The following is a 13826-nucleotide window of genomic DNA, read 5'->3' as shown; positions in this document are numbered from 1 at the left end:
TTTCAGCAATCCGGAAAGGAACTCCCATGGCAGATTGCAACAAACCGCCCTCAAAAAATGATGAATTGTGGCAACAACGCCCTTCGAACTTGTTATCAACACCTGCCGTGGTTAAATAGGCACACACCGGCAAGGGGAAGCAGCCGCCACCATGAAAAAACACGTTGTACTGATCGAAGACGAACCCGCCATCCGCGACAACTACCGAGCCGCGTTCGAGCGCCGTGGCTATCGCGTGAGCGCCCATGGCGACCGGGCTTCCGCCTGGCAGGTGCTGCGCCAGTCGGTGCCCGACCTGGCCATTATCGACGTCGGCCTCGGCGATGAACCGGAAGGGGGCTTTGCCCTGTGCCAGGATCTGAGGTCAATGTCCCAGACCCTGCCGATCATCTTCCTGACCGCCCGCGACAGCGACATCGATTCCGTTCATGGCCTGCGCCTCGGCGCCGACGACTACGTCACCAAGGACATGAGCCTGGACCACCTGCTGGCCCGGGTTACCGCCCTGCTCAGGCGGGCCGATGCCTGGGCCGAAGCCCTCCAGAAGCCGGACGAGGTTCTCCAGCGGGGCAAGCTCACCCTCAATGTGGATCGCATGACGGTCGCCTGGGGCGAGACGCCCATCGACCTGACCGTCACCGAATTCTGGATGCTGTACTCACTGGTCCAACACCCTGGCCATGTCCGCAGTCGCGAGCAGCTGATGGAAGCCGCCAGCACAGTGCTGGACGACAATACGGTTACCTCCCACATCAAACGCATCCGCCGCAAGTTCCTGCAACTGGATGAGGCCTTTGATGGCATCCAGACAGCTTACGGCATGGGTTATCGCTGGAATGCCCGTGAGGTCTGAACCTTGAACCTCAAGCGCCAGCTGTTCGTCGCCAGCCTGCTGATGCTGCTGATTCCCTGGGCAGGCCTTCAGTTTGTCCTGGAGCTGGACGACGCCCTTCGACAACAGGCCCGGCAACAACTCCAGGCCCAGGCAGAAAGACTGGCCGAAACCGCAGGCGATCAGATCATCGGCACGCCGGTCATCCGGCCCGGCGAACCCGCCATCTACGTGGAACCGCTGGCTGGCAATCTGAATCTGGATGGTTACGGCGACGACTGGCCAGGCTATGACGAGGAAAGCCAGGCCAGAAACTGGCAAAGCCTCATCAACAGCAAAGCCGGAGAGCCCTCTCTTCAATGGCAGGCTGTGACTGATCGACGGAACCTGTACCTGCTGATTCGCGTCAACCATCGGCAACCCGTGTTCTTCAACCCGGGCAGCCCGGATCAGTCACATGACCGGCTCAGACTCTGGCTGGAACCTGCACCCGGCAACCTTGCTCCGGACGCTATCCGGACATCCTGGCTGCTGCGCACGCCGGCTCCGGGCCAGCTTTACGGTCTTGAAGAACAAAGCCGCCAGCCCGACTATCGCCTCTCCGGCTTTTTGCAGGCCACCGGCCAGGGCTGGCAACTGGAACTGAAACTGCCCATGCCTGCCGACCGCAGCCGCCTGGGTTTCGCGGCCCTATGGGGCAATGACCAGGTAACGGGTATCTCCACGCCCGTTGATCCGCTGCCAATTCTGGTCAGTCGCAATCTGACCCTGGAGCGCCAGCTGGAGCCACAACTGAACCAGGGCCAGCGGGTTCGCCTGATTGAACCGGCCGGATGGGTGATCGCAAGGCAGCAGCCTGGCTCTGCGACGAAAACACCCGAGTTCGACAGCCTCAGTCCGCTTCAGGTGGTCGAGCAGATCAGTCTCAATGCGCTCCGTGGCCTGGTACGCCTCTACCAGCCGGAACCCACAGCAATTGAAACCGGCACAAACCGGGTGTTAGCTGAGGCGCTCCCGGAGACCGGGCTGGTCCGTCATGAGGATGACAGTATCTGGCTGCTGACTACCCGGGAGGTCTTCGGTGGCCGCACGCTGATTCTGGAACAGTCACTGGACCAGCTTCTGACTCTGTCCGGCTCAACGCTCGGTTCGGTGATTGCCCGCAGCACCCTCATCATTGTGGCTCTGACGCTGGCTCTTCTGGGCTATGCCAGCCGGCTGTCCTGGCGGATAACCCGGCTGCAGCGGGCCGTCAGTGCCAGCATTGACGAAGACGGACGGATCACCGGCAGAGTGCCGGATGCCCGAAGCAAGGACGAACTGGGCCAGTTGCAGCGGCACTTCAGCCTGATGGTGGATCGCCTCCACGGCTACAACCGCTATCTGGAGAGTTTCTCCAGGCGACTGTCCCACGAGCTGAAGACCCCCGTCGCGGTGGTCCGTTCCTCTCTGGAAAACCTCAACCATAGCGACTCGGAAGAAGAACGCAGGCAGTACATTGAACGGGCGACCTCAGCCACCGAACGCCTCCGGCAGATACTCCACGGCATGAGTGAAGCTGCACGGCTTGAACAAAGCCTGGACCATGCGGATAAAGAACAGTTTGATCTGGCGGAAGTGGCCGCCGAAGCCACGGCCGCCTACCAGGCCCTCGATAGCAGCCACCAGATTCGCTACTCAGGGCCCGAGGCGGGCTGCGCGATCACCGGTTCTCCGGAGCTGATGGTGCAACTGCTCGACAAGCTGGTGGACAACGCCCGGGATTTCACGCCGCAGGATGGCCTGATTGAAGTGGGCCTGGAAATCACGCCAGAGGGCCTGCGCCTGTCCGTTTTCAATCAGGGCTCGGCACTGCCGGAAGACACCACAACCGACATCTTCAGCCCGTTTGTCTCGATGCGAGAGGGCCAGGAACAGGGCCATCTGGGGCAGGGTTTGCTGATCGTGAGCCTGATTGCCGACTACCATGGTGCCCGGGCCGAAGCCCGGAACCACACCCAAGGTGGCATTGACGGCGTAAGCTTCCGGGTTATTATCCCAGCCATCCATTCTTGAAAACAGGAACTGCCTGCCGTGAGCGCACGCCTGGACTCCCTCGATATTCATCCACTGCGGAACGATCTCTACAACGAGCTTCATTCCCGACCGTTTCAGGTGCTACCGACACCGGCACGGGTCACCCAGATGGCGGTGCTGACCACCCCGGAGCAACGGGAGGAGCAATTCCGGCACCTTCAGGAACTCCATAAGCTGATGGGGCATCCGGTACCCGAAAAGGAAGTGAGCTGCTTTGAACACACCTTCGGTTCCCTGCGAGTGCGGCGCGAGATGCACATGGAATTCGCGTCCTACACCTTCATTAATCTGGCCGCGGGCGATGAAACGCCCTTTACCGAAACCGGCATTACCCCGCTGCCCAAGGGATGGCTGGAGCAACTGACCGGCACGGTGATCGCGGCGTTCCATCTGGAGGTCCGGCCCGCCGCTGACGGATCCGACGGCGACCTGGATTATGTGCGCAAGCACTTCGAAGGTATGCGACTGGTCGGCAGCAGTCCCCAGGAGGGGGCCGCCCGGGTATGGGGCACCTTCCGGCTGCACAGCGATGGTTTTGGCCGGTTCATGGTGATGAACCACCACATGTCGGACAGCCAGCTGGGCCGCCTGACCCAGCGCCTGATGGAGATTGAAACCTACCGGCTGATGTCGCTGCTGGCGCTGCCGGTTGCCCGGGAAATCACACCGTCCCTGAACGATATGGACGAAAAACTGGCTGTGATCACGCGGTCATTGGCGGAAAACGAAGAGGTGGATGAAGAAAAACTGTTGGCCCAGTTAACCAACATTGCAGCCCGCATTGAAGCCTTCCGGGCCCATTCCACTTTCCGGTTCTCCGCCACCCGGGCCTATCACCAGCTGGTACTGACTCGCCTGGAGGAGTTACGTGAGGACGAACTCTCCGGCCACCTGACCCTGACCGAATTCATGACCCGCCGGCTGACTCCGGCGGTGAAAACCTGCGAAGCGGTAAGCGAGCGGCTGGAAGACCTTTCCCGACGGGTAGACCGGGCCTCGGACATGATGCGCACCCGGGTGGAGCTGGCAATCCAGAGCCAAAACCAGCAACTGCTCAGCTCCATGGACCGGCGTTCCAAGATCCAGCTGATGATGCAGCACACGGTGGAAGGCTTCTCGGTGGTGGCCATCACCTATTACCTGATTGGCCTGCTCAAATTCGGACTGGATTCGGTTTACGAAGCGGGTTTTGCCTTCAACAAAACCCTGGTTCTCGGCATCGCCATTCCGGTGGTGATGGCCCTGGTATTCCTGGGCGTTCGGGTGGTTCACCACCACTTTATCAAGATGGCAAAGCGGCAGTAGCTACTTCAACCGGCCCAGATCCTGCTCTCCGGCAAACTGCCGGTAGAACTGCTGGGCCGTGCGACCATTGCGCACGCCCTTGGCGGTGGCAAAGCGAATCGCCTCCCGATGCAGGCCTTCCCGGTCATCAAATTCGGGGAACAGCGAGTCCACGGCCTGCAGATACACTGCCTGTGAGAACGCATAAAACGAGAGTTGCAAACCGAACCGGTCTGCCAGGGACACCTGCTCCTCGATGGCTTCGGCCGGATGCAGCTCGCCGTCTTGCATCTCGCTCTTGAGGTTATCGGACATGAACTCCGGCATCAGATGACGGCGGTTGGAGGTGGCATAAACCCGCACGTTCTCCGGCGGCAGTTCCAGCGAGCCTTCCAGTACACTTTTCAGGGCCTTGTAGCTGGACTCACCGACATCAAACGACAGGTCGTCGCAGAAGATCACAAACCGGAACGGCAGCTCGCAGATGTCGTCGACGATCTCCGGCAGGTTGACCAGGTCATCTTTGTCCACCTCGATCATCCGCAGCCCGCGCGCCTGGTAGCGATTCAGCAGCGCCTTGATCAGCGACGATTTACCCGTGCCCCGGGAGCCCCAGAGCAACGCGTTGTTCGAAGGCTCACCGGCAAGAAAGCGCTCGGTATTGCGGGCCAGGGCCTGCTGCTGTCGGTCGATACCCTTCAGATCCTGCCATTGCACCGGATCGAGCCGACGTATGGCGCGAAGACCCGAGCGATGGCGACGCCAGACGGCGGCCGGGGTGGATTGCCAGTCAAAGGATGCAGTCGCAGACATAAACCTCTTTCCTATTCCGAACCGGGCCAGCCTGTGAAACACTGACCCTGTAAAAACCTTGATAACAGGAGACTTTACCCCAAATGGCCGTAAAATCCGTCGCCTTGGTGGCACACGACAACAAGAAAAAGGAACTGGTGGACTGGGTTGCCGAAAACCGCACCCGTTTTGCCCCGCTGAAACTCTACGCCACCGGCACCACTGGCCGGCTGCTTCGGGATAATCTCGAGCGGGATGACATCCATTGCCTGCTCAGCGGCCCTCTGGGCGGCGACCAGCAAATCGGCGCCAAGATTGCCGAGGGCGAAATCGACCTGCTGGTGTTCTTCTGGGATCCGCTGGAGCCCCAACCCCACGATCCCGACATCAAGGCATTGCTGCGAATTGCTGCACTCTGGAACATCCCTGTGGCCTGCAACCGGGCAACCGCCGAGTTCATCCTGACTTCGGCCTATATGACAGACGACCAGCATCATCCGAAAAAGCCGGACTTCTCCGATTACACCGGCCGCTCCGTCAGTGCCTAAGTAATGTTCAATCGCGTCGGTTACGGCTAAACTAGGATCGAAGCTGTAAAGGATCGCCGGCCTGCCGATGGACACTCGCGCGACTAAAAAGAATAACCAATGCTGGAGCGTGGCCGCTGCACTTTTCTGGGGCTTTTGTCTTTTGCTGACAGCCCCTCTGGCTGTCGCTGAACAGCCCGGCCATGCCATTACCGTCGGCATTGTTAGCGACAACAAACCCTACTCGTTCGATGATGGTCCCGGCGCATCCGGCTTTTCTGTTGATGTGCTTCGGGAGGTAGCCCGGCAAACCGATCTGAACTTCCGATTCCAGGCTGGCAGCTGGCCAGAAGTTTACGATGCCTTCCTGCGTGGTGAGCTGGATGTCATTAACAGCATCTCGTTCAGTGCCGAGCGTGCCGAAAACATACTGTTTACCGAGCCCTACCACCTCCGCCAGACCTATCTGATGCAAAACACCCAGAGGCCACTGGGCAAGATCAACACCATGTCTGATCTCCGGAAGCTCAGGGTCGGTATAGTACGCGACATCTACTACCGTGAGGCACTCGATGCCCAGGGTATATCCCTGACTAGCTATGATTCGATACACAGCCTCATTCGCGCACTGGCCTTTGACTGGGTCGATGTCATCATCGGGCCGAGGCTGACGCTGCAATATTATGCCAACCAGGCCGGGTTCGGTTTTCTTGAAATCGTCGGCACTGCCCCCCTCGGTGAACTGGCGACTGAAGATTTGCGAATCGGTGTTCTGAAAGCCAACAGCGAGCTTTACCAGAAGATTTCCTCTGGCCTGGCGCAGGTAACGGAAGACCGCATCAATGAACTGCTTCAACGTTGGCAGGAACTGGGAGGCAACACTCTGGCCCGGGACACCAGCTTTTCGTTAACACCAGATCAGCGGGAATTTATCGCCGAAACCGGCCCCGTGCGCGTTGGTCTGATGCGGGACTACGCCCCCTACAGCTTCGAGAGCGCAACTCGAATTCACGGTTTGAGCGTAGACGTGCTGCGCCGGATATCCGATCTGACCGGGCTGCAGGTAATACCGGTCGAAGGCCAGTGGATCGAGCTTCTCCCGCTATTCCGCGATGGCGAAGTTGACATGCTCGCCAACATGTCATTCCAACCCGATCGTCAGGCTTTCACTCGATTTACCCAGCCGTATCACACCATCCCCAACGTCGCCTTTACCCGGGACCCGGCGCTAAGAATCCAAAGCCTGGAGGACCTGAAGGACCAGCGCGTTGCCCTCGGCTCCGGCATTTACTACGAAGAGCCGGTTACCCGGGCCCTCGGCAACAATGCCCGGATTTTCACAACCCAGGATGCCATGTTCCGGGCTCTGGCCCGAGACGAAGTGGACGTTGTACTCGCTGCGCTGCCCAACGGAAACTTCTGGATACGGGAGATGGGCATTCCGGGTGTGAGAATCGCGGGAGAGCTGGTTTTAGAGGACCAGACCGGGGAAGACCTCCGGTTCGGCGTCAGGCCCGGTCTCGCGCCCCTGGCAGACATACTTGATCAGGCGCTGACCGCAATTAGCCCCGAAGAGATGCACACCATCGAAAGCCGCTGGCTGGGTGCCAGCGTTGATCTGGACATTCAGGAAACGGGAGAGGTTTCTCTGAACGCGGTCGAACTGGCGTGGCTCGAGGCCCACGACAACCAGCTAAACATGTGTATTGACCCGAACTGGCTCCCTCTGGAAGGCATAGACGAAGAGGGCAAGCACGTAGGCTTATCGGCAGAAGTGGCCCGGTTATTCTCGAACCGGGCACCGGTTCGGTTCGAGCTTGTGCATACCGACAGCTGGACCGAATCGATCGGAGCTGCCCGACAAGGCGAGTGCGACATTTTCACCATGGCCATGAAAACACCCGAGCGGTCCGAATTTCTGAACTTTACCCAACCCTATCTTGAAGTGCCGGCGGTTGCCCTTGGCCGGATCGAAGCGCCTTTCATAGAGCGGGTCGGCGATTTACGCGGGCAAAGAATCGGCGTTGTGAAAGACTATGCCTTCGCAGAACTTCTGCAGAGCCGGTACCCCGCGTTCAATCTGATCAAGGTTGCCAACGAGCAAACAGGCCTGCGCAAACTGCAGAACGATGAATTGGACGCCTACATCACAACTTTGGCGACCGCCAGCTATTACATGCAGGAGCTCGGCCTTGCCGACGTGAAAGTCATTGGCCGCATTCCGGCAGACTGGTCACTGTCAGTCGCCACACGGAAAGACGAGCCTTTAGTGCTGGGCATCATGCAGAAGCTGGTATCCAGTCTCACCGCAGAAGAGCGGAAAAATCTCGAACGGCAATGGCGCAATATCCGGTTGAAGCAATCAGTGGATTACACGCTGTTCTGGCAAATGGCCATTGTGGCGATACTGGTTACCGCCCTCCTGTTCTATTGGAACCGGAAGCTAAATCGCCTCAACAGCGACCTGACCAGCGCCAACGAAACGCTCGCGCGGCTCAGCGTCACAGATGATCTGACCGAACTGGGTAACCGGAGCTACTTTGACCAGGAGTTCCGCAAGAGCTTTCAGTGGTGCCAACGGCACCATTCAGGCTTTGCCGTCGCCATGGTGGACGCCGACCATTTCAAGATGATCAACGACAACTATGGCCATGAAGCAGGAGATGTGTGTCTGAAAACCCTCGCCGACCTTATGCGTGAGCACTTCCGACGCGAAACCGACAGGCTTTCTCGTTTTGGTGGCGAGGAGTTTGTGATTTTTGCCAGCTACGAAGACAGCACTGAAATCAAGAACAGGCTGGAAAGCTTCCGTCGGGCTGTCGAAGACAGCTGCTCGGTATGTGGTGAGAACGAAATCAATATAACCATCAGCATCGGCCTTGCCACAGGCACGCCGGGCCCCGACGACTCGCCGGCGGAATTTCTCAGGCAGGCAGACCAGGCGCTCTATCAGGCCAAGCAGAACGGCCGCAACCGGCTGGAAGCGCGTTCAGTGGGTTCCTGAGTGGTGCTAGACTGAATAAAAACAAAGTGACGAGGAGAACGCCATGGCTCGTATCTACGAGGACAATTCCCTGTCCATCGGCAACACCCCACTGGTCAGACTGAACCGCGTGAACGACGGCGCAACGATCTGGGCCAAGATCGAGGGCCGCAACCCGGCCTATTCCGTCAAATGCCGGATCGGCTCTGCCATGATCTGGGACGCCGAGAAGCGCGGCACCCTGAAGGCGGGCATGACGATTGTGGAACCCACCAGTGGCAATACCGGTATCGCCCTCGCTTACGTAGCCGCCGCACGAGGCTACAAACTGATTCTGACCATGCCGGCCTCCATGAGTCTTGAGCGTCGCAAGGTACTGAAAGCCCTGGGAGCAGAACTGGTGCTGACCGAACCGGCCAAAGGCATGCCGGGTGCCATCGCCGAAGCGGAACACATTTTCTCATCCGACCCGGACAATTATTTCCTGCCCCAACAGTTCCAGAACCCGGCCAACCCACGAATCCACGAGGACACTACCGGCCCGGAAATCTGGGACGACACTGATGGCGAAATCGACATCTTCGTGGCGGGCGTGGGAACTGGCGGCACACTGACCGGCGTTTCCCGCTACATCAAAGGCACCAGGGGCAAACAGATCGCCACCATTGCCGTCGAACCCGCCGACTCCCCCGTGATCACACAGATGATGAACGGCGAAGACATCAAGCCGGCGCCCCACAAGATTCAGGGCATCGGGGCGGGCTTCGTACCCAAGAACCTGGATCTGGAAATGGTCGATCAGGTTGAGACGGTCACCAACGAAGACGCCATGGACATGGCCCATCGGCTGATGCAGGAAGAGGGCATTCTCTGCGGTATTTCCTGCGGCGCGGCCGTGGTGGCTGCGGTGCGCATCAGCAAGCAGCCGGAGTATCAGGGCAAGAATATTGTAGTGGTACTGCCGGATACCGCGGAGAGGTACCTGTCCACTGCGTTATTCGCCGGCCAGTTTGGCGAGCAAGAAAACGTTCAGTAAAACGATCAGAGGGCGGATCCGGAGCCAGAAGAGGGGGTATCCTCTTTCTCTGGACCCTCACCGGCGGTGGGCTCATCAGGTTTTGCGGACTCCGCCTGTTTCATCAGCACCATGCCGCCCTCCATAAGCAATGACTTGAGCCGGGGATCTTTCTGTTCGGCAATACCCACAGCGAAAGCCATCAGGGCCGCTTCAAGGGGATTTTCCTTGATCACGTTACGAATGGCATCGATACCTGAGCCTGATTGAGCCTCGGATCCTTTTTGACGCTTGCTGGCGGAAACCGGGCGAGTCAGGTGGTGGAAGACGAGCGCAAGCAAGAGAATGCAAACGAACCCCGACAGTGCCATAGCGCCGGCCTCGCCGAGCCAGGGTGAAAGCCCAAGCACGGCTGCCTGAACAAGCAGGTAAAACCCGAAAAGCAGCAGGGCGGTGAGTAAGACCATTGCTAACGCGAAGCCGATAACGGCTGCCGCAGCCTTACGCACCGCACCCTTTATATGAGCCGAATCAAGCATGATCAGCGATCAAGCATCTTGCCCACCAGAATACCGGCCAGGAACATGATGATAATACTGAGGAACGGTCGCTCCTCAATCTTGTTCTCAACATCATTAAACGCTTTATCGCCAGCATCCTTGGCACGATGCAGGGCCTCATCGCCCCTTTGCCTGACCTGATCAAGCGCCTCGCGACTCTCCCGACGGATTTCATCACGCAGACTGCTGATATTGCTTTTTTGGCTTTCCGACACAGTACGGGTCAGATTGGCCAGATCCTCGCGCAGCTCCTGAAGATCACGCTTGACCTGGTTATAGTCGTCCTGGGTAGATTTGGCTTCCATGTTCTGCCTCCTTAAACACTAAATTTACTGTTAATTTGGCGTTTCCAGAAAAAAATAGGCCCGGGCCAGTTATTAATGCCGACGCGAACTCTTTTAGCGTAGCACATGAAATTCAGGCAGGAGTTAGCGTCCGCTAACTCACTGGTTGGCCCTCGAACGTTCTCCATAAAATAAACATAAGAAAAACACTAGCTGGAAATGAACCTAAAGAACCGGACACAAAAGCGGACAAAACGAGCGAACAGCTAGCCCGTTTCTGCCAATTCATGCTAGAAACCGCAAAGGATCAAGTGGCCTATATCTCCGGGCCGATGGACCTTGGAGGCATGCAGAAACGGATCTTGAGTTACGTACAAGCTTGAAACGATGGCCGAGTACCCGAGGTTGGTGGTGACCTGAAATCGGAAGCAGCCCAGATTCTGTTTCAAGCGTTTATCCAAGGCTCTCGCGAACGCTCGACGGCACTTGAGATGACAGGCGCAAGCGAAAGCCGAACAGCCAGGCGGTTAATAAAGCAGTTGAAGGACGATGGCTTGCTAAGCGAAACCAGTAGTCGCTCGCCATTGAAATGGGAGATTCCGGAGCATGCCGAGCCTTTTTACTTTCCTCAGCTTGCTCCGGGCATATGAACACCTGAAGTTACGCTCTGGACTTACCCCGGTCCACTCAACGGGTCAAGATCTGCTTGGTGGTAACACCATAATGTTGCCGGAGATTGTCACCATATATTGGCCGCTAGGGTCGCAAAGCGAACATTCCCATCATCACTTGAACGGCTTTCGTCGACATATCAGAGCCCTCTGGTGTACAAGTTGAAAGTCAGATAGATAAAATGACTTCTAAAAGGTGATCAAGGTTGCGAGTCACAAACACAAACCAATTTGTTGCGCGCAGCGCAGCGCTTTACCCCAATCAATTCGATTACTCCAAAGCCAAGTACGTTAACTCCAAAACTAAGGTGTTGTTGTTCTGCCTTCGTCACGGCGAGCCTTATCCTGTTCGAATAACCCCGGACCACCACTTCAACAGAAATCATGGGTGCCGCCAATGTAAGATCGACGGGACAAAACAGCGATGCACGATGACGCAAAAAGAATTCATGGATCGCGCCTACACTCTGTACCCAGAAGGATTCGACTTCTCCAACGCGATTTACAAAACCGCTCGGGACAAGCTAGAAGTGCGATGTCTAGAGCATGACCACCCCTTTGAAACCACCCCCGACCTCATTCAGTCAAAGCGAATGTCAGGATGTGAATTATGTATCAAGAGAAATAAAACCCTAGGTGGGCGTAAAACGGCGAAAAAGCGCTCCACCTCACTAGAATCGTTCAAACGCCGCGCTGACGTTAAGCATGGCACCAAATTCAGAATCGATGCCTCAAAATACTCAAATTTAAGCGACTACGTGGTCGTAGCTTGCAACGCCTGCCAGATGGAAAGGTCGGTAAGAGCCGGCAAGTTTTTGGCGTGGAAGGGTTGTCCGGAATGTGATCGTATCGCCCCTCCTGTTATTCGTGTAGCCGACCATGAACTGATCAAGCGAGCTTCCAAGCGCCAGGGCGAAAATTTCAAAGTGCGTTTAATCTTTCGCGATCCTCAGATATCAAGATCGATCGTCGAGATGACGTGCAAAACACACAGCGAATTCTCAATCAGAAAGGCCTACGGTAACCTGGCTACTCCCATCAAATGCACAATCTGCTTTCCTGAATCGATTAAGTTCACTAAGGAAGAAACCCTGATCCGCGAACTGTCCGATCTTCACAATGGTAGATATACATATTCTTCGATTAGCATTGACTCAAAAATTGTCACAAGCGTCTGCCCAATTCACGGAGAGATTACTCAATCTGTTTCAGGGCACAGGGCTCATGGATGTGTCCACTGCAAACGACTCGAACAAGAAAAGCTTTTTTTCAGCAACTTGACCGAAGAGCAAAATGCCAACAACGATTACAGCAACGTGAGAATAAACGAACTCGCCTTTGCGTCGCAGCAAATTGAATATACTTGCACGCTACATAATGTCGCGTGTGTTCAAAACGCACAAACCCACCTCGATGGACGAACAGCCTGCAAGAAGTGCTCGGCACAGAAAAAGTCATCTGCTCAGATGAAACGACGCAAAGAAAATTTGGCACAGCGCATCGAGCGCTTTCTATCAATGGCAAAGGAAATGTGGGGTGAAGGTCGCTACGTATATCCAAACCTCCAGGAAGAGCTGACAACCTTTGATAGTGAGATCACGATTCACTGTACGATCCATGAAACGGATTTTTCCTGTCCGGGTGGCGAGCATGTCCGTAACCGAGGAGTAAAAGCCGAGGGCAAAGGCAGGGGTTGTCCGCAGTGCAAAACCGATGCTTTACGCACTCAAAATCGAAAGCCCTTCAGCGAGGTACAGGAAGCATTCCGGAAATCCGGCTTAGAGATTCTGTCAGACGAAGGTGACTATATAAATGGTCGCAGAAAGCTTAAGGCCGTGTGTATAAACAATCACATTACCTGGCCTATAGTTGGCAAGGTGCTCTATAGAAGACAAAGCTGTTCACGTTGCAGCGGCAGTATTGGAGAAGAAATCACAAGGTTATGGTTTCAAGACTACTTTGGCGTTCCCTTTATAAAAGATCGGTTCAAACCCAGTGATGGTGGGCATCAATATCTTGAGCTTGATGGCTATAACGCTGACCTAAATATCGCCTTTGAATACCAGGGCATTTATCACTCGGATCCCAAGGCGCATCGTTCAAAAGAACACTGGATAGCTCAACTAAAGCGCGACGAAAGTACCAGAAAAATATGCCATGAGCTTGGAATAGAACTTATCGAAGTTGAGCTATTTAATCGGAACATGTTTAAAGAGTCCGACATCATTGAGAAGTTGACCCTTGCTTTTAAAAGCGTTGGAAGGGAGCTGCAAAATTCTTCCTTCGACACACTTCCTAAAATCATGAACACCGTTGTGAAAGGTACGGAAAAGATAGCAGTGCTATTTGACATTGCCGAATTACACAACCTCACGCTGCTGAGTGAACCAGTTTGGCATGGTACGGAGCACGATTATTATTGGGAGTGCAATCGATGTAACTATCGTTTTTACAACAGCGTATACAGGCGACTCCATGCAGCGCATGAGTGTTGCCCAAAATGCAGTTTGATAAAAGGTGGGGAGACAAGAAAGCGCACGGAAGCGCTTAAGGATAGAAGCAAGACGTTAAAAAAACTATCACGGAAGGTGCAGACGCTTGGCGTGGATCTGACAACAAAAGTATGGCAAGGAAGTGGCTACGATAAAGTGTACGAAGGGAAGTGTCGCAGGTGCCACAAAATTGTTAAACCGTTCAGCTACAACGACGTCATGAAAAAAGTCAAACTCTGCTCATGTAAATCTACCAAGCAATTGAGATGAATTCTGAGCCTTTATCCATGCGTGGTTTGGCCGGATAGCC

Annotated in this window: 10 protein-coding genes; 7 read left to right on the top strand and 3 right to left on the bottom strand. The window is 55.8% G+C overall.

From position 1 onward, the window contains the following. Nucleotides 1-151: 151 nt before the first annotated feature. From pdsR to CFT65_RS03745, 3 genes are read left to right on the top strand one after another with little or no spacing between them, the layout of a single operon-like run. Nucleotides 152-853, top strand: a complete 702-nt coding sequence (pdsR, locus tag CFT65_RS03755) for a proteobacterial dedicated sortase system response regulator (protein WP_088826681.1) — start codon at nt 152-154, stop codon at nt 851-853. Between the two features lie 3 nt (nt 854-856). After that, the gene (locus CFT65_RS03750; RefSeq protein ID WP_088826680.1) at nt 857-2887 is read left to right on the top strand and encodes an ATP-binding protein; all 2031 of its coding nucleotides are present in this window, start codon (nt 857-859) and stop codon (nt 2885-2887) included. A gap of 18 nt (nt 2888-2905) precedes the next feature. After that, nucleotides 2906-4213: a DUF3422 family protein gene (locus CFT65_RS03745; protein ID WP_088826679.1), complete on the top strand. Its 1308-nt coding sequence runs from the start codon at nt 2906-2908 to the stop codon at nt 4211-4213. Here CFT65_RS03745 and CFT65_RS03740 read toward each other — a convergent pair whose 3' ends face one another. Continuing rightward, entirely contained in the window at nt 4214-5005 is a 792-nt protein-coding gene (locus tag CFT65_RS03740) for an ATP-binding protein (protein WP_088826678.1), read from the bottom strand. It abuts the gene before it with no gap. Nucleotides 5006-5088: 83 nt separating this feature from the next. Here CFT65_RS03740 and CFT65_RS03735 point away from each other — a divergent pair, with 83 nt between their 5' ends. The 3 genes from CFT65_RS03735 to cysK all read left to right on the top strand — a co-directional run bounded on the left by CFT65_RS03735 (nt 5089) and on the right by cysK (nt 9530). Continuing rightward, nucleotides 5089-5532 carry a methylglyoxal synthase gene (locus CFT65_RS03735; RefSeq protein WP_088826677.1) on the top strand — a complete coding sequence of 148 codons (444 nt, stop codon included), beginning with the start codon at nt 5089-5091 and terminating at the stop codon, nt 5530-5532. A 142-nt stretch (nt 5533-5674) separates the two neighbouring features. Then, nucleotides 5675-8515 (top strand): transporter substrate-binding domain-containing protein, encoded by a 2841-nt coding sequence (locus CFT65_RS03730; RefSeq protein WP_228705776.1) that lies wholly within the window; start codon nt 5675-5677, stop codon nt 8513-8515. Between the two features lie 43 nt (nt 8516-8558). After that, nucleotides 8559-9530, top strand: a complete 972-nt coding sequence (gene cysK / locus CFT65_RS03725) for a cysteine synthase A (RefSeq protein WP_088826675.1) — start codon at nt 8559-8561, stop codon at nt 9528-9530. A gap of 5 nt (nt 9531-9535) precedes the next feature. On the opposite strand, the gene CFT65_RS03720 is transcribed toward cysK, so the two are convergent. Together CFT65_RS03720 and CFT65_RS03715 are read right to left on the bottom strand one after the other, a co-directional pair. Beyond that, the gene (locus CFT65_RS03720; protein ID WP_216360407.1) at nt 9536-10048 is read right to left on the bottom strand and encodes a hypothetical protein; all 513 of its coding nucleotides are present in this window, start codon (nt 10046-10048) and stop codon (nt 9536-9538) included. Nucleotides 10049-10050: 2 nt separating this feature from the next. Beyond that, nucleotides 10051-10374, bottom strand: coding sequence for a DUF883 family protein (locus CFT65_RS03715; RefSeq protein ID WP_088826674.1), 324 nt, complete (start codon nt 10372-10374; stop codon nt 10051-10053). 1081 nt (nt 10375-11455) lie between these two features. Between CFT65_RS03715 and CFT65_RS03710 the strand changes: the two genes are divergently transcribed. Beyond that, entirely contained in the window at nt 11456-13786 is a 2331-nt protein-coding gene (locus CFT65_RS03710) for a hypothetical protein (RefSeq protein WP_088826673.1), read from the top strand. The last annotated feature ends 40 nt before the right edge of the window (nt 13787-13826 follow it).

This window comes from Marinobacter sp. es.048 (genome assembly GCF_900188435.1).
Classification (GTDB): domain Bacteria; phylum Pseudomonadota; class Gammaproteobacteria; order Pseudomonadales; family Oleiphilaceae; genus Marinobacter.
This window is presented reverse-complemented; position numbering and strand designations above follow the sequence as displayed.